Raw genomic sequence first — 17030 nt, 5'->3', positions numbered from 1 at the left:
GGGCGGCCTTTTTCGTGCGAGCGGCGCGCCCGCGCCTAGTGTTCGCGTGCCCGCCCCGTCTCGCACAGCGCCTGCGCGGGGCATTGACCGCACGCCATGCTGGACGGGCGGCAGAAGGCACGGCCGATCTCCTTCATCAGCAGATGATGCTCGTCGAAGTCTGCCGCGCTCCACTCGGGCGGCATCGCGGGCATGATCGCGGCGTAGGCGCGCGCGGTATCGGCCTTGTGCGGCACCAGCCCCATCCGCTGGAGCACCCGGCGGTGATGCGAATCGAGCACCAGCGCCTTGCGGTCGAGCGTGGAGGCATTGACCACCCCCGCAGCGATCTTGCGCCCCACGCCGGGCAGCTGCTCGAGCCACGCCATCGCCGCGTCGGTCTCCATCGGTTCGAGATGCGACAGGTCGACCGCGCCGCGCCGCTCGACCAGATCGGTAAGGCACGCTTTCAGCCGCGCCGCCGCAACATTGGGGTAGGTCTGGGTGGCGAGCTGAGCCTGCAAGGCTTCCAGCGGCGCATCGGCCACCGCCTCCCACGATCCATATTCGGCCAGCAGCCGGTCGGTCGCCGCATTGGAGGTTTCCGAGCGGGTGCGCGCGCCGATCACGCCCTGCACCAGCACCCATTCGGGCGCGCGCCTCTCCCTCGGTGCACGCTCGATCCGCCCGAACCGCTGGATCAGCCGCGGCTGAAGCTGGCGTAGCGTTTCGGTCCGCGGATCATCGCCAAGGGGAAGCTGCATCGCCCCGGCATAGGCTGGCGCTCGCAAGGACAGCAAGAATCCGCGCGGATGATGGTCAGCCGCCCAGACCCGTTTTGGCGACGATCTTGCGGCCGACGAACCACGAGATGGGAACCGCGAGAACGAAGCCCGCCGCCGAGGCGACCGCAATCGGCTGCCACCCGGCCTGCATGTCCATCGACAGGACGGTGATAACGGCGATGCCCATGAGAGTGGTCGCGACGATCGGCAGAAGGATCAGCGTTATTCGAAACATCAAACGGCTCCCGCATTGATGGCGATGATGCCTCAATACAGCGGGCCTGCCGCAAGATCATTGACGCCGATCAATCCGCCGCGGACCTTCCCGGCGCGTCAGATGTCGATGGCGATCTTTCCGAAGTGCTTCTGATCCTGCTCGTGACGGAAGGCATCGGCCAGATCGGCCAGCGCAAACCGATCCGAGATCACCGGTTCGATCCCCGCCGCCTCGATCGCGGCGACCATCCGCAGCTGCATCGCGCGGCTGCCCACGGTGAGCCCCTGCAACCGCCCCATCTTGCGCATCAGCGCGGCGGTTTCGACCTCGCCTTTCTGGCCGGTCAGCACGCCGATGAGGTGGATGTGCCCGCCCGGGCGGATCGCCTTGATCGCCTGATTGACCGTGCCCGGCCCGCCGACCTCGACCACATGATCGACCCCGCCCTTCGACCAGTCGAACGCTGCATCGCCCCAGTCGTCGGTGCTCTTGTAGTTGATCGTGTGATCGGCACCCAGCTCGCGCGCCCTGGCCAGCTTCTCGTCCGAGCTCGAGGTGATGATCACCCGCGCGCCCGCGGCCTTCGCAATCCTCAGCGCGAAGATCGAGACGCCGCCGGTGCCCTCCAGCAGCACGGTCTGCCCGGCCTGCAGATTGCCGTCCTCCATCAGCGCGCGCCACGCCGTCAGCCCGGCGCACGGCAGGCACGCGGCCTGCGCGAAGTCGAGATTGTCGGGCATCCGGGTGAAGGCGCGGGCGGGCTTCACCACCTTTTCGCGCGCGAACCCGTCGATGCCGTCGCCCGGCGTGGTCTCGAAACTGCCCATTGGCGGGCGACCATCCTGCCATTCGGGAAAGAAGACCGACATCACCCGGTCGCCGACCGCGAACTCCTGGACACCTTCGCCGACCGCCTCGACCTCGCCCGCGCCATCGGACAGCGGAATGCGCCCGTCCTCGGTGGGGATCATCCCCGCGACGACCGCATAGTCGTGAAAGTTGAGCGAAGAGGCGTGCAGCTTCACCCGCACCTCACCGGGGCCGGGTTCGCCCGGGGCGTCGATGTCGACGACCTCGAGCGAATCGGGACTGGCGGGATTGCGGACTTTGACGGCTTTCATATCGGGCTCCAGCGTCTGGAAAGAACTTGCATAGTGGGGTGAGGCTTCGCGCTCTCAGGCCGGCACAGGAAGCGGGTCGGTGACGCGGTCGAGCGTGGGATAATCGACATATCCCTCCGCCCCGCCGCCGTAGAACGTGGCCTCGTTGGCCTCTTCGTAAGGGCCGCCCGCCGCGATCCGCGTCGGCAGATCCGGGTTGGCGATGAACAGGCGACCGAAGGCGACCGCGTCGGCGTGGCCGTCGCCGACCCATTGCGCGGCTTCCTCGGTCGAGAATTCGCCATTGGCGACGAACACCCCGTCGAACCGCTGGCGCATGTCCTTGACGATTGCGTTGCCCTCGTCCGATCCGCCGCTGCCGGTATGGCCGTTGGGTCGCACGACGTGGAGATAGGCGAGCCCGCGCCCGGCGAGCTTGGCCGCTGCTTCGGGGTAGGTCTCTTCCGGCTTGGCATCGGACGAGCCGCCCGGCCCGCCCATCGGCGAGAGGCGCACACCGACCCGGCCTGCGGGCAGCACCTCGGTGACCGCGGCGACCACTTCGTCGAGCAGGCGCAGCCGATTTTCGAGACTGCCGCCATACTCGTCCTCGCGCCGGTTGGTCCCGCTGCGCAAGAACTGGTCTATCAGATATCCGTTCGCCGCATGCACCTCCACACCGTCGAACCCGGCGCGGGCCGCGCAGCGCGCCGCATGCCGGTAATCGTCGAGCAGGCGCGGGATCTCATTGAGGTCGAGCGCGCGCGCCTCGGGGAAGGGCACGGTCGGCCCCTCGCTCAGCCGGTCGCCGACGAAGGCCTCGCCCTCGGGCGTCCATACGCTGGCGGAAACGGGCGCGTCGCCTTCGGGCTGGAACACCTGATGGCTGATCGCGCCGACGTGCCAAAGCTGGCAGAAAATCCGCCCACCCGCATTATGCACCGCGTCGGTCACCAGCTTCCAGCTTTCGACCTGTTCTTCGGTGAAGATTCCCGGCGTCCAGGCATAACCCTGCCCTTCGTGGCTGATCTGCGTGGCCTCGGAAACGATCAGGCCGGCGCCCGCCCGTTGCGCATAATAGAGCGCGTGAAGCGGGGTCTGCTCGCAGTCGCCCGCGGTCGAGCGGCTGCGGGTGAGCGGGGCCATCCACACCCTGTTGGGCGTGGTGATATCCGCCATGTCGAGCGGGTCGAGCAGCGGTGCGTGGGTATCGGTCATGGAAAGCTCCGGCATTGGTTTGCGCCGCGCAGAATCTCGCGGCCATTTGCCGATCACAACGCGGGCGCGAAGTGTAGCGTTCCAGTCATCTTGCACGAGAGCACCGGGCGTGTTCCAGGCCGATCTTGCTGCTTCAGGCGGGGCCGAGAAGCTCCGCCCGGCAAGTGTCTCCGGAGCTGCCGTCCGCAATCGCGAAGCGGACGGTACCGGAGCGCTCGGGTATCGCGACCAGGCAACCCGGCAAGGTCAGCGCCATCGGATCGAGCGCTTTTCCCTGCACGACATAGCGCGCCAGATCGCTGTCGAATTGCCCGCCGATGCGCCGCGTCATCGCCGCTCGGATCCGCGCATCGGTAAGCTCCTGCCGCTCATTCCCGTCGATCAGATCGGCAATGACCGCGTCGAGAGAGGAACCGCGCTCCCGGGCGAGAATATCCCAGTGCCAGGCCAGCAACGCGCCGCGCTGATAGGGCAGGCGCTGCGCCTCCTCGCTTTCGAAGATGCGCTCCGCCAGCTCGCCCGCAGGCAGCTCCCGCACGGGCGATGCAAGGTATGCGTTCGCCAGATCGGACATGCCGGCGAGAAAGTCCTGCGTGTCGATCAGCCCGGCGGCGAGTTGCAGCTTCCATGCGAAATATTCGGTCGCGCCTTCGGTGAACCACATCCGCTGCGCGTCCGTCTCTTCGTCGGTGGGCCCCATCCGGCGGGTGATCCATTCGTGCACGATCTCGTGCGCGATCGTGTGGCGCAGCCGCTCGGCATCGGCATTCTCGCTCGCCAGCAGCAGGAAGCTGCGATGCAGGCCGGTGCCCACGACCGCCGAACCCTGCGGCGGCGCAGGGATCGGGTTCACGGCAAAAAGGTAGGACGGGAAGGGCGCATCGTCGAACCGCTGCGCCCCCTGGTCGAGCATTCCGGCAAGCACGCCGGACATCGCGTCCGCGTTCATCGCGAAGGAACCGCGAATGGCGCTGCGAACCGTGGTGTCCCCCGCCTGCCTTGTATCGAACGCGAAATCACCGAGTGCGAGCACGGAATTCGCCAAATCCTCGAGTGCACAGCCCGTCGCGCAATCGCCGGGCGCAAAGCTGAAGGCCGCGCGCTGCGGGAGCGATTGCAGGTCGAGCGTCAGCGGCACGCCGCCTTGCGACCATGCGGGAAGGACAGTCGGGCCGAGGAGGAAGGCGTGGCTCGGTGCGGTTCGGACGCGCATTCCGGGCAGGCGGTGGGTCTCCCAGTCGGGCTCTCCCTCGTAATCCTGCGCCACCGTATAGGTGATCCAGCCGCCACCGGGGGCTACACGGTAAGCCTCCCCCTCACCGGGGAGCCGTTCCAGCCCGCGAAACGCGATGTCTCCGCGCGATTGCGACAGGTTTTCTTCCGGTCCCCAGGAATCGGGAAAGGTCAGCACCGATCCCGCCGCGGAGTCGGGCAGGTCGAGCCTTACCGTGATGGCGTCGAACCGGTCCGGCTGCTGGATGCCGAACGAGAGAATGCCGGCCTGCGCGGCGGCGCGGTCACTGGCATCGGGCTGGGGAGGAAGGGAAGCGCATCCGGCAAGCGCCAGAATGCTAAGAGCTGCCACCAATGCGCGAACCATCGTCGTACCCCCCGATACGCCCGGCTATTCCCATTCGATCGTGCCGGGCGGCTTGCTCGTATAGTCGTAGACCACCCGGTTGATCCCGCGCACCTCGTTTACGATGCGCGTCGCCACGCGTCCGATGAACGCCCCGTCGAAGGGGTAGACGTCGGCGGTCATCCCATCGGTGCTGGTCACCGCGCGCAGGGCGCAGACGCTGTCGTAGGTGCGCCCGTCGCCCATCACGCCGACGGTCTTCACCGGCAGCAGCACCGCGAAGGCCTGCCAGATCGCGTCGTAGAGGCCCGCATTGCGGATTTCCTCGAGATAGATCGCGTCCGCCTTGCGCAGGATGTCGCAGCGTTCCTTGGTGACTTCGCCCGGAATGCGGATCGCGAGGCCGGGGCCGGGGAACGGGTGGCGGCCGACGAACATGTCGGGCAGGCCGAGTTCGCGGCCCAGATCGCGCACCTCGTCCTTGAACAGCTCGCGCAGCGGCTCGACCAGCTTCATGTTCATGCGTTCGGGCAGGCCGCCGACATTGTGGTGGCTCTTGATCGTCACCGACGGGCCGCCAGTGAAGGACACCGATTCGATCACATCGGGGTAGAGCGTGCCCTGCGCGAGGAAATCCGCGCCGCCGATCTTGTTCGCCTCTTCCTCGAACACGTTGATGAACTCGCCGCCGATGAACTTGCGCTTCTTCTCGGGGTCGGTCTCGCCGGCGAGGCCCGCCATGAAGCGTTCCTCGGCGTCCACAACCACCAGCGGGATGTTGTAGTGGTCGCGGAACATGGTCTCGACCTGTTCGCGCTCACCCAGCCGCAGCAGGCCGTGGTCGACGAAGACGCAGGTCAGCTGTTCGCCGATCGCTTCGTGGATCAGGATCGCGGCGACCGAGGAATCGACCCCGCCGGACAGGCCGCAGATGACCTTGGCATCGCCGACCTGCTCGCGGATCTCGGCGATCTTGGTCGCGCGGTATTCGGCCATGGTCCAGTCGCCCGAGAGGCCGCAGACATGGCGCGCGAAATTGGCGAGCAGTTTCGCGCCATCAGGGGTGTGGAACACCTCGGGGTGGAACTGCGTGCCGTAATAGCGGCGCTCGTCATCGGCGATCAGCGCGAACGGAGCCCCGTCGCTGGTGGCGACGATGCGGAAGCCTTCGGCAAATTGCGTCACCTTGTCGCCGTGGCTCATCCACACCTGATGCCGCTCGCCGACGTTCCACAGCCCTTCGAACAAGACGCAAGGCTCGGTCACGGTGAGGAAGGCGCGGCCGAATTCGCCGCCCTCGCCCGTCTCGTGCCCGGGCTTTACCTCGCCGCCCAGCTGGGTGGTCATCACCTGCTGCCCGTAACAGATGCCCAGAATCGGAAGTCCTGAATCGAACAGCACCTGCGGCGCGCGGGGGCTGCCTTCGTCGCACACGCTGGCGGGCGATCCGGACAGGATGATGCCCTTGGGCCTCATCCGCTCGAAGGCCTCTTCGGCCTGGCTGAACGGAGCGATCTCGGAATAGACGCCCGCCTCGCGCACGCGGCGCGCGATCAGCTGGGTCACCTGGCTGCCGAAATCGACGATGAGGATGGAATCGGGGAGATGGTCTGGCTGCATGGCCGCGCGGTAAGTGCTGCCCCGCCGCCTGTCCAGCGGGTGCCGTAGCGGTGCAGGTGAGGTTTCATACCGCGAGTTGCATCGGATCGAACCTGTCGCCCGCCCGCCAAATTTCCGAAAATCTGGCGCAAAAGCAATATTGATGCCCACAAGACGCCTGAAAATGCCCTTAAGCAAGCCCACGCAGTCAGTTGCAAAAAACTGCACCGCCCTGCGTGTTTTCTCACTTTCATATAGTAGGGCGTAAGATTATTTCCCCTCTCGAGCCGGCGGTGGATCGACCTCTCCCCCCCCTAAGATCCCCGCCGGCCAATTTTCCTCCAGGCTGATGCGCCCCAAGCGGGCCTGCCATTGCCGGAGGGCGGTTCCTCTCTCTCCAAAGGAACCTCAAGGCCCGCGTGCTCCTCAGGGCACGCGGGCCTTTTCGCGTGTGCGCTCGACATTGCGAGACGCGAGAGGCAGGGTTTGGCACGGGAATGGAACAGGGGAGAATCGCAATGTCCAAGCCGCTTCTTGCAGGCGTGCCCGCCCTGCTGCTCGCCAGCGCGGCGCTGGCGCAGCCGGCCGGCGATACGCGCCCGGTGATGGTGATTCTCGCGCATCCGGACGACGAGCTGCCGATGGCCCCCGCGCTCTCCGCCCTCGCCCGCGCCGGAGCCGACGTGCGGCTGGTCTATGCGACCAGTGGCGATGCCGGGCCGGGCGTTTCGGATTTGGAACCGGGCGAAGCGCTTGCTGCCGCGCGCGAGGATGAAGCGCGCTGCTCCGCCAAGGCGCTGGGCCTCGGTGCGCCGATGATGCTCGGCTATGACGACGGAAAGCTGGCGGACGAGGCGCGCGACACTCCCGAGGACGATGGCCTGATCGCCCGGCTCGCCAGCGAAATCGCGGCGGCCGGTCCCGAGACGATCATCACCTGGGGTCCGGACGGCGGATATGGCCATGCCGACCACCGGCTGGTCAGCGCCTTCACCAGCCAGCTGGTCGAGGCGATGCCCGCGAGCGAGCGCCCCGCGCTGCTCTATTTCGGCATTCGGGCGGATCGGCAGGCACCGGTCGCGGAACTGGCTAACTGGGCGAAGACCGATCCCGCGCTGCTCAGCGTGCGAATCGGCTATGACGAGACCGACCTGGCCGCCGCCGCCGCCGCGACCCAGTGCCACGCGACTCAGTTCGACGCCGCGAGTCGCGCAATGCTCGCCCCGGTGTTCGATCAGGCGATCTGGCAGGGCGCGGTCGATTTCCGCCCCGCCTTCGCTTCGAGAGGCGGCTCGGCGGACTGAGAGCGCGTCAGCCGGTCAACACTCCACCACGTTGACTGCGAGCCCGCCCTGGCTGGTTTCCTTGTACTTGTTGCTCATGTCGAGCCCGGTCTGGCGCATCGTCTCGATCACCTGATCCAGCGTAACGAGGCTTTCCGCGCCCGTTCGGTGCAGCGCGAGGCGCGCGGCGTTGACCGCCTTGACCGCGCCGATCGCGTTGCGTTCGATGCATGGCACCTGGACCAGCCCGCCGACGGGATCGCAGGTCAGGCCGAGGTTGTGCTCCATCCCGATTTCCGCCGCACTGGCGACCTGATGCGGGGTCGCGCCCCATAGCGCGGCGAGGCCACCGGCGGCCATCGAACACGCCACGCCGACCTCGCCCTGACAGCCCATCTCCGCGCCCGAAATGCTCGCCCGCTGCTTGTACAGCAGGCCGACCGCACCTGCGGTCAACAGGAACAGCCGCCGCTTCTCCGCGCAGTCGGCATCGTCTGCGGTCTTGCAATAGAAGCGGATCACGGCGGGGATGATTCCAGCCGCGCCATTGGTCGGCGCGGTGACCACGCGGCCCCCGGCGGCGTTCTCCTCGTTTACCGCCATCGCGTAGCAGTTGAGCCAGTCGAACAGCTGCTCGCGCTCGTTCGACAGCGGATTGCCGGAAAGCTTGTCCCACAGGTCGGGCGCGCGCCGCTGGACCTTGAGGCCGCCGGGCAGGATGCCGCGCTGGGTCAGCCCGCGATCAATGCACCCGTCCATCGCCTGCGCAATCCGGTCGAGCCCGGCGATGGTTTCCTCGCGCGGGCGCATCGCGTCCTCGTTGGCGAGGATCAGATCCGCGACTGAGAGATCATGCTCGGCGCACAGCGCAAGCAGTTCCTGCGCCGAGCCGAACGGATGCGGCACCTTCGCGCCCGCCTTCACCTGATCGTCTTTCGGCGGCTTCTTCAGCTGCGCCTGCGAGGCGACGAAACCGCCGCCGGTCGAGAAATAGGTGCCCTCACGCAGCAGTTTGCCCGATGCGTCGTAAGCGCGCAGGACCATGCCGTTGGGGTGCAGATCGGGGATGATGTGCCCGACCAGCTCAATATCGGCCTGCGAATCGAACGCGATTTCGCGCTGATCGCCTAGTTGCAGCCGCTTGTCCTCGCGAATGCTCGCCAGCGTGCGCGCCGCCTCGTCGGGGTCGGTCCGTTCGGGCCGGAAGCCCGCGAGGCCGAGAATGCTTGCATCCACCGTGCCGTGGCCCACGCCGGTCAGCGCGAGCGATCCCTGCAGTTCGACCGCCACCCGCTCGACCTGCGGCAATTCGCCTGCTTTTTCGAGGGCGCGGACGAAACGCCGGGCGATCCGCATGGGCCCGACCGTGTGCGAGGAGGACGGGCCGATCCCGATCCGGAAAATGTCGAGTACAGAGAGCATGCCCGCGCCGATGGGGCACGCCTTCCGCTACGTCAATCACTCACCCGCCGCCGAACGAGCCGAGCAGGAAGGCGAGCACCGCGCCGATCGCGGTGGCAATACCCGCCCAGTAATCGTCCTCGCGAAAGGCTTGCGGGAAGACTTCGATCGCCAGGCTGGCGATCACCGCCCCTGCGGCGAAGCAGCGGATTGCGCCCAGATGCGTCTCGCTCGCGCCTTCGAGCAAGAGGTTGCCCGCAATTGCCGCAGCGGAGAGCAGCACGGCGGTGCCCGCCCACAGCGCGAAGATCTTGCTCCGCGACCGGCCGTCGCCGCGCATTTCCTTCGCGCCGCCCGCCGCCTCGGGCAGGTTGGACAGCAGGATCGATCCGGCCAGCGCGGCGACCTCCATCGGCCCCGCGCCGATCAGCGCGACGCCCAGCGCGAGGTTTTCCGGAATCCCATCGAGCGTGATCGCAGCCAGCAACCCTCCGCCCGAGCCGCCGCCCCATTTTTCCTTCACCAGCCAGTCGGCGAGCGTGAACACGCCCGCGCCCGCCAGCACGGCGAGCCCTGCAACCATCAGCGATCCGCGCTCTATCGAAGGCTGGATCAGTTCGCTGGTGACGGACAAAAGCAGCGCGCCCCCGGCCAGCGCGACCAGAAAGCCCTCGGTCTTCTTGTTCAGCGGCGCATAGAGCCCCCAGGCCGCGCCCAGCAGCAGCGCACCAGAGACGACCGCAACCACGATCAGTGTCATCATCATCGCTACACTTACGGCTCTACCCGGACAAAGTGCCCGTCCGGCACCGCCCACCTCGGGGAAAAGCCGTGTTTTTCCTTGCCGAAAGGTTTGGGAATCGCGCCATCAGCGCCTATATTCGCCCGATGGACGAGAACACGAAGAATGGCCGGAATACCGGCGAATATGGTGCGGATTCGATCAAGGTGCTCAAGGGCCTCGACGCGGTTCGCAAACGCCCCGGCATGTATATCGGCGACACCGACGACGGTTCGGGCCTGCACCACATGGTGTTCGAAGTGTCGGACAACGCCATCGACGAAGCGCTGGCGGGCCACTGCGACCTCGTCCTGATCGAACTCAATCCCGACGGCAGCGTCTCGGTGGAAGACAATGGCCGCGGCATTCCGGTGGACATGCACAAGGGCGAAGGCGTCTCCGCCGCCGAAGTCATCATGACCCAGCTGCACGCGGGCGGCAAGTTCGAGAACACCAGCGACGACAATGCCTACAAGGTCTCGGGCGGGCTGCACGGCGTGGGCGTGTCGGTGGTCAACGCGCTGTCCGAATGGCTCGAACTGGTCATCTGGCGCGACGGCAAGGAGCACTGGATGCGCTTCGAGCATGGCGATGCGGTCGCCAGCCTCGAAGTGCGCGGGGACGCCCCCCCGGTCGATGCGAACGGCGACGAGAACGGCCTGAAGAAGGGCACGCGCGTCACCTTCAAGGCCAGCGAAGAGACGTTCAAGAACGTCACCGAGTTCGATTTCGAGAAGCTCGAGCATCGCTACCGCGAACTCGCCTTCCTCAACTCGGGCGTGCACATCAAGCTGCGCGATCGGCGGAGCGAGGACGTTGTCGAGCACGACCTGTTCTACGAGGGCGGGATTGCCGCCTTCGTCAGCTATCTCGACCGCAACAAGGATGCGCTGATCCCCGAGCCGATTTCGGTCTCGGCGGAGAAGGACGGGATCGGGATCGACGTCGCTCTCGAATGGAACGATTCCTATTACGAGAACGTGCTCGCCTTCACCAACAACATCCCGCAGCGCGACGGGGGCACGCACCTGGCGGCCTTCCGCACCGCGTTGACCCGCACGCTCAACAACTACGCTGCGTCCTCGGGCCTGCTGAAGAAAGAGAAGGTCACGCTCTCGGGCGAAGACATGCGCGAAGGGCTGACCGCAATCGTTTCGGTCAAGCTGCCCGATCCCAAGTTCAGCTCGCAGACCAAGGACAAGCTAGTCTCGTCGGAAGTCCGCTCCCCGCTGGAAAGCCTGATGGGCGACAAGATGACCGAGTGGCTGGAGGAAAACCCCAACCACGCCAAGACCATCATCCAGAAGATCGTCGATGCCGCCGCCGCCCGCGAAGCCGCACGCCGCGCGCGCGAGATGAGCCGCAAGGGCGCGATGAGCGTCGCCAGCCTGCCCGGCAAGCTGGCCGACTGCCAGGAACGCGACCCGAGCAAGTGCGAACTCTTCCTGGTCGAGGGTGACTCGGCCGGCGGCTCTGCCAAGCAGGGCCGCGACCGCAAGACGCAGGCGATTTTGCCGCTGAAGGGCAAGATCCTGAATGTGGAACGCGCGCGGTTCGACCGGATCATTTCATCCAAGGAAGTCGGCACGCTGATCCAGGCGATGGGCACCGGCATCCGCGACGATTTCAACCTCGACAAGCTGCGCTACCACAAGATCGTCATCATGACCGACGCCGACGTCGATGGTGCGCATATCCGCACGCTGCTGCTGACCTTCTTCCACCGCCAGCTGCCCGAGATCGTCAAGAACGGCCATCTCTTCATCGCGCAGCCGCCGCTGTACAAGGTCGCGCGCGGGCGCAGCGAGGTGTACCTGAAGGACGAGCGCGCGCTCGACCGCTACCTCGTCGCCGAAGGATTGCAGGATCGCGTGCTCGACAGCCCCACCGGCGTGCGCGCCGGGGCGGACCTTTCCGCGCTGGTCGATCACGCGCTGCGGATGCGCAACCTGCTCGCCTACGCGCCGCGCAAGTACGACACCGCGATCGTCGAAACGCTGGCAATGGCGGGCGCGTTCGATCCGGAAAACCTCGCAGCCGCCGACGCGCTCGACCGCGCGGCAGCACGCCTCCAGATGGGCGACACCGAAGCCAAGTGGAGCGGCGAGCGTTCGCCCGATGGGGGGATCATGCTCAGCCGCCTGTGGCGCGGGGTGACCGACACGCACCTGATCGAGGAAAAATTCCTCGAAAGCGCCGAAGCGCGCAAGCTGCACAAGGTCGCCGCCGAGAACCTCGACGCCTACGAAAGCGCGGCAAAGCTGGTGAAGCCGAGCGCGGTCGAGGATGCTCCCGAGGCCGACAGCGAAGATGACGGCGGCACGCCCGATCTCTCGGCCACCGCAGGACAGGGCACGATCATACGCCCGACCCAGCTGTTCGACGCGGTGATCGCGGCTGGCCGCAAGGGGCTGTCGGTCCAGCGCTACAAGGGTCTTGGCGAGATGAACGCGGAACAGCTGTGGGAGACCACGCTCGACCCGGACAACCGCGCGCTGCTGCAGGTAAAGATCGAGGATGCCGACGTAACCGACGAGATCTTCAGCCGCCTGATGGGCGACGTGGTCGAGACCCGGCGCGAGTTCATTCAGGACAATGCGCTGAACGTCGCGAACCTCGATATCTGACCTGTGTCAGGCGGGTGCGCCCTCGCGCGCGCCCACCAGCAGGCCCCAGCCGCGCTGCTGCGGACGCACACCGTTGAGCAGCCACAGCGCCAGTGGGCTGCGGCGGATCATCCGGTGCGCGGCATAGGGCAGCGCGAATGCCCCCAGGCAGATCGCGACCCACGCCAGCAGCGGCGGAACCGCGGCGGTGATGCACAGAATCGCCAGCCCGACCACGACCGGGTGGTGCAGCAGGTAGATCGTGAAAGAGGCGTCGACCAGCCGGTCGACCCGCGCGGAAGGCTTGCTGAACAGGCGCAGCAACAGCGCGAGGATGGTCTGCACGAGGCACACCGACGACAGGCCGTCGAACAGGATGTCGAGCGCGATCCCGATCGTCGAGCGGTCCTCCCACAGGCCGACATGCAGGACCAGCGCGAGCAGCCCGATGATCGCCACCGCCGGATCGAACCGGGCGAAGCGATTCCACAGCGCGGGCGACCGGCGCAGCGCGACACCCAGCGCAAAGAACGGCAGGAAGATCGCCAGCGAGCGCAGATCCAGATATCCGCCGAGCAAGCTCAGATCGCTGTGGAGCAGATGCTCCACCACGGTCAGGCCCAGCTCGTACACCGCCAGCGCTGCTGCCAGCGCGATCACCGGCGGCGCGGCGAAGGATCGCGCGCGCGCGACCAGCGGCCACACCGCCGCCAGCAGCGCGCACAGGATCAGCAGCGTGGGCAGGAACCACAGGTGCGCCAGCGGATGGGCTGCGGCAGCGGGATCCACGATGCCGCGCGGCGCATACTGCAGGATGGCCGCCTGCAGCGGCAGGATGATCGCCATCCCGGTCAGCAGCGGCACGCCCAGACGCTCGGCCCGGCCCTTGAGCCACGCGCCGCGAGAGCGCCGCTCCAGCAGCATCGCGGCAAAGAACCCGGCGATCAGGAAGAACCCGGGCATGCGGAAATCGCTCAGCAACGGCGGGATGACGGCTAGCACCGGATCGCGCGATCCGCTCATCACCAGCCAGTGTCCGCCCGCAAAGGCGAGGCTCGCATGGAAGGGAATGCCCAGCAGCATGAACAGCGCGCGCGCGGCGTCGAGATGGTGGTAGCGCTGCGCGCCGGAGGGCGACTCGGGGTCCATGGATCGCCCTTGTACCGCCCCCGACGCAATGTCGCGCGCGCGAAATGCACCGTCTCCGGATAGGACGATGCGCGCGCCAATCCCTACCGCCGCTGCTCGACATGCGCGCGGGGAAGGTCCACGGCGCTGGTCCATGGATCATGATGCAATCATCCTCGGCGCTGGGGCCGCCGGACTGTTCTGCGCAGCCGTCGCAGGCCAGCGCGGGCGGCGCGTGCTGGTGCTCGAAAAGGCCGACGCGGTGGGGAAGAAAATCCTCATCTCGGGCGGCGGACGGTGCAATTTCACCAATCTGGGCGCGGGGCCGGAGAACTACCTTTCGGCCAACCGCCATTTCGCCAAGTCTGCGCTGGCCCGCTACACGCCGCGCGATTTCCTCGATCTGGTCGAGCGCCACGGGATTGCGTGGCACGAAAAAACGCTCGGCCAGCTGTTCTGCGACGGGTCGGCGAAACAGATCGTCACGATGCTGCTGGCCGAGTGCGAAAAGGGCGGCGTCGAGATCCGCACCGGGCAGGAAATCGGCAGGATCGCGCGCGACGAGGCAGGCTTCTCGGTCGAGGCGAATGACGAAACCCACCGCGCGCCTGCGCTGGTCATTGCCACGGGCGGCCCGTCGATCCCGAAGATGGGCGCGACCGGCTTTGCCTATGATCTCGCGCGCCAGTTCGGCCTCAAGGTGGTCGAGCCGCGCCCCGCGCTCGTCCCGCTGACGCTGGGCGGCGAAGATGTGCTGTTCCGCGAACTGTCGGGCGTCTCGGCCCCGGTCGAAGCCACCGCCGGCCAAGGCAAAACGGCTGCGAGATTCCGCGAGGCCGCGCTGCTGACGCACAAGGGCCTGTCCGGCCCCGCGATCCTGCAGGCCAGTTCCTACTGGCGGCATGGCGAAGTGCTGCGGATCGACTTCCTGCCCGACCTCGCCCCCGGCTGGCTGAGCGAACGCAAGGCGAAGTCCCCGCAGGCGAGCATGGCGCAGGTGCTGCGCGAGCATCTGCCCGAGCGACTCGCGGTCACGCTGGCCGAGCGGCTCGGCATCTCCGGCCCGCTCCAGGGCATGTCCGACAAGGCGCTGGTCCAAGCGGAGGAGCGGCTGCGCGGCTGGCAGTTCCACCCCAACGGCACCGAGGGCTTCGCCAAGGCCGAGGTTACCGCAGGCGGCATCTCCACCGCCGAGCTTTCCTCGCAGACGATGGAGGCCAAGAAGTCCCCCGGCCTGTTCGCGATCGGCGAGGCGGTGGATGTGACCGGATGGCTCGGCGGCTACAATTTCCAGTGGGCCTGGGCGAGCGGGCAGGCCTGCGGCGAGGCGCTGTAGCGCGCGCCCTTCGGGCCGGAACGCTGCACTGGTTCTTGAACTTGCAACAGCACGCGCGCATGCGGGGCGGATGACCGCAAAACGCATTCTGCTCGCCCTCGCGCTCCCGCTCTATCTGGGTGCCTGCGCCACCGTCCCCGACCAGCGCGCAGCCGAGCCGGTTACCATCGGCATCGTCGGGCTCAACGATTTTCACGGCAATCTGGAGCCGATCACCCGGCCCGTGAAACTGGGCGACGGACGCGAGGCGAAGGCCGGCGGCGCGGCCTGGCTGGCCTCTGCGGTCGATGCGGTGCGCGCGAAGCACAAAAACACGATGGTGATCGCAGCCGGCGACCTGATCGGGGCGAGCCCGCTGGTCTCCTCGCTGTTCCTCGACGAGCCGACGATCGGCGCGATGAACCGCATCGGGCTCGATTTCAACGCTGTCGGCAATCACGAATTCGACAGGGGCTGGCGCGAACTCAGGCGCGTGCAGGATGGCGGCTGCGAGAAGCTGACCCTGCGCGATCCGTGCGCGGTAGAGCCCGATTTTGCCGGCGCGGACTTCGCCTTCCTCGCCGCGAACGTCGCGATGGAGGATGGCGGCACGCTGTTCCCCGCCTACGGGATCAAGACGTTCGAGACCCCCGCGGGCGAGATAAAGATCGGCGTGATCGGCCTGACGCTGAAGGAAACCCCCACGCTGGTGACGCCCAGCGGGGTCGACGGGCTGACCTTTGGCGACGAGGCGGCGGCGATCAACCGCACCTTGCCGCTGCTGGAAGAACAGGGCGCGGATGCGATCGTGGTCGCGATCCACCAGGGCCTGTACACCGATGTCGGCTTCAACGACAAAAGTTGCGGCGGCGTTGCCGGGCCGCTGATCGACATTCTCAAGCAGGTCGATCCGCGGGTAAACCTGGTCCTCTCGGGCCATACCCACGCCGCCTATGTGTGCGATTTTTCGAAGATCGACCCGGCGCGCAGCTTCCTCGTCACCAGTGCAGGCTATGGCGGTTCGCTGCTGACCGACATCACTCTCGATTTCGATCCGGCGACACATGATGTGGTGGGCGTCACCGCAGACAACGTCGTGGTGCAGAGCGCCGCGCCGCAAGACGCGAACCCCGACTTCGCCACACTGATTCCGCGCAGCGACCTCATCGAATATGTCGCGCGCTACAGCAACGCGGCGAGCGCGGCGGAGCAGCGCCCGGTCGGCCGGATCAGCGGCAATCCAGCAGCGCCCGGCCCCGCGACCGAGGAAACCCAGCTGGGCAATTTCATCGCCGACGCGCAGCTTTTCGCGACCCGCGACGCGGGCGCGCAGATCGCCTTCATGAACAATTCGGGCATTCGCGGCGCGGGGCTGGAGTCTGCGGCGGACGGCACGATCACCTTCGGCAGCATCTATTCGGTCCAGCCCTTCGGCAACACGCTGGTGACCAAGACCTTCACCGGCGCACAATTGCTCGCGCTGCTCGAACAGCAGTTCGACGATGATGGTTTCGTGCAGACCTTCAGCCCGTCCGAAGGGTTCGCGCTCGTCTATGACATGAGCCGCCCCGTCGGATCGCGCGTCGTCTCGGTCACGCTCGACGGCAAGCCGATCAATCCCCAAGCCGATTACCGCGTCACGATGAACAGCTTCCTCGCCGCGGGCGGCGACAGCTTCACCGTGTTCAAGGATGGCACCGACGTGGTCACCGGCCCGGTCGATCTGGACGCGATCGAGGCCTACCTGGCGGGCAAGGACATGGTCGCGCTGCCAGCTACCGGGCGGATCACTGCGGTCGAGTAGGCAGACTGCCCGGGCCCACGGGGCGGGCGATCGCCCCGCCCGGGCCGACCTTCAGGCAACCGATTTTCCTACCTGCGTCCGGGGCGCTAGGGTGCGGACGGCTCTTTCCCATCGTCGTCCCTCACCCTCACAAATCCGCACCGCGTGAAAACCGTAAAAGCGTCACCCGAATGCAGACATCCCTCTGATTTCACGGAGACTTTGCAGAGTGCCACATGGGTGACACGTGTCACCC

13 protein-coding genes are annotated in these 17030 nt (G+C 66.9%); 4 read left to right on the top strand and 9 right to left on the bottom strand.

Annotated features, from left to right (window positions below):
- Positions 1-35 precede the first annotated feature (35 nt).
- From KYN89_RS08405 to guaA, 6 genes are all read right to left on the bottom strand, one after another.
- Positions 36-743, bottom strand: coding sequence for an endonuclease III domain-containing protein (locus tag KYN89_RS08405; protein WP_222824651.1), 708 nt, complete (start codon positions 741-743; stop codon positions 36-38).
- Positions 744-798: 55 nt separating this feature from the next.
- Complete coding sequence (locus KYN89_RS08400) at positions 799-999, bottom strand: hypothetical protein (RefSeq protein ID WP_222824939.1); 201 nt, start codon at positions 997-999, stop codon at positions 799-801.
- A 98-nt stretch (positions 1000-1097) separates the two neighbouring features.
- Positions 1098-2102 (bottom strand): zinc-dependent alcohol dehydrogenase family protein, encoded by a 1005-nt coding sequence (locus tag KYN89_RS08395; protein WP_222824650.1) that lies wholly within the window; start codon positions 2100-2102, stop codon positions 1098-1100.
- Between the two features lie 54 nt (positions 2103-2156).
- Positions 2157-3299: an alkene reductase gene (locus KYN89_RS08390; RefSeq protein WP_222824649.1), complete on the bottom strand. Its 1143-nt coding sequence runs from the start codon at positions 3297-3299 to the stop codon at positions 2157-2159.
- Between the two features lie 133 nt (positions 3300-3432).
- Positions 3433-4884 (bottom strand): M61 family metallopeptidase, encoded by a 1452-nt coding sequence (locus tag KYN89_RS08385; protein ID WP_346727216.1) that lies wholly within the window; start codon positions 4882-4884, stop codon positions 3433-3435.
- Positions 4885-4923: 39 nt separating this feature from the next.
- Positions 4924-6498: a glutamine-hydrolyzing GMP synthase gene (guaA, locus tag KYN89_RS08380; protein WP_222824647.1), complete on the bottom strand. Its 1575-nt coding sequence runs from the start codon at positions 6496-6498 to the stop codon at positions 4924-4926.
- A 497-nt stretch (positions 6499-6995) separates the two neighbouring features.
- Between guaA and KYN89_RS08375 the strand changes: the two genes are divergently transcribed.
- Positions 6996-7781 carry a PIG-L deacetylase family protein gene (locus KYN89_RS08375; protein ID WP_222824646.1) on the top strand — a complete coding sequence of 262 codons (786 nt, stop codon included), beginning with the start codon at positions 6996-6998 and terminating at the stop codon, positions 7779-7781.
- Positions 7782-7796: 15 nt separating this feature from the next.
- On the opposite strand, the gene KYN89_RS08370 is transcribed toward KYN89_RS08375, so the two are convergent.
- Both KYN89_RS08370 and KYN89_RS08365 read right to left on the bottom strand, forming a co-directional pair.
- Positions 7797-9182, bottom strand: coding sequence for an L-serine ammonia-lyase (locus KYN89_RS08370; protein WP_222824645.1), 1386 nt, complete (start codon positions 9180-9182; stop codon positions 7797-7799).
- 40 nt (positions 9183-9222) lie between these two features.
- A complete protein-coding gene (locus KYN89_RS08365) occupies positions 9223-9924 on the bottom strand; it encodes a ZIP family metal transporter (protein ID WP_248285080.1) in 702 nt (233 codons plus the stop codon).
- Between the two features lie 125 nt (positions 9925-10049).
- Between KYN89_RS08365 and gyrB the strand changes: the two genes are divergently transcribed.
- Complete coding sequence (gyrB, locus tag KYN89_RS08360) at positions 10050-12569, top strand: DNA topoisomerase (ATP-hydrolyzing) subunit B (RefSeq protein ID WP_222824643.1); 2520 nt, start codon at positions 10050-10052, stop codon at positions 12567-12569.
- 6 nt (positions 12570-12575) lie between these two features.
- On the opposite strand, the gene KYN89_RS08355 is transcribed toward gyrB, so the two are convergent.
- Positions 12576-13697: an acyltransferase family protein gene (locus KYN89_RS08355; protein ID WP_222824642.1), complete on the bottom strand. Its 1122-nt coding sequence runs from the start codon at positions 13695-13697 to the stop codon at positions 12576-12578.
- Between the two features lie 133 nt (positions 13698-13830).
- On the opposite strand from KYN89_RS08355, the gene KYN89_RS08350 reads away from it, so the two are divergent.
- Positions 13831-15012 carry a BaiN/RdsA family NAD(P)/FAD-dependent oxidoreductase gene (locus tag KYN89_RS08350; RefSeq protein ID WP_222824641.1) on the top strand — a complete coding sequence of 394 codons (1182 nt, stop codon included), beginning with the start codon at positions 13831-13833 and terminating at the stop codon, positions 15010-15012.
- A gap of 70 nt (positions 15013-15082) precedes the next feature.
- Positions 15083-16795: a bifunctional metallophosphatase/5'-nucleotidase gene (locus tag KYN89_RS08345; protein ID WP_222824640.1), complete on the top strand. Its 1713-nt coding sequence runs from the start codon at positions 15083-15085 to the stop codon at positions 16793-16795.
- Positions 16796-17030 lie beyond the last annotated feature (235 nt).

This window comes from Alteriqipengyuania abyssalis, from assembly GCF_019857185.1.
In the GTDB taxonomy this organism is placed as follows: Bacteria; Pseudomonadota; Alphaproteobacteria; order Sphingomonadales; family Sphingomonadaceae; genus Alteriqipengyuania; species Alteriqipengyuania abyssalis.
This window is presented reverse-complemented; position numbering and strand designations above follow the sequence as displayed.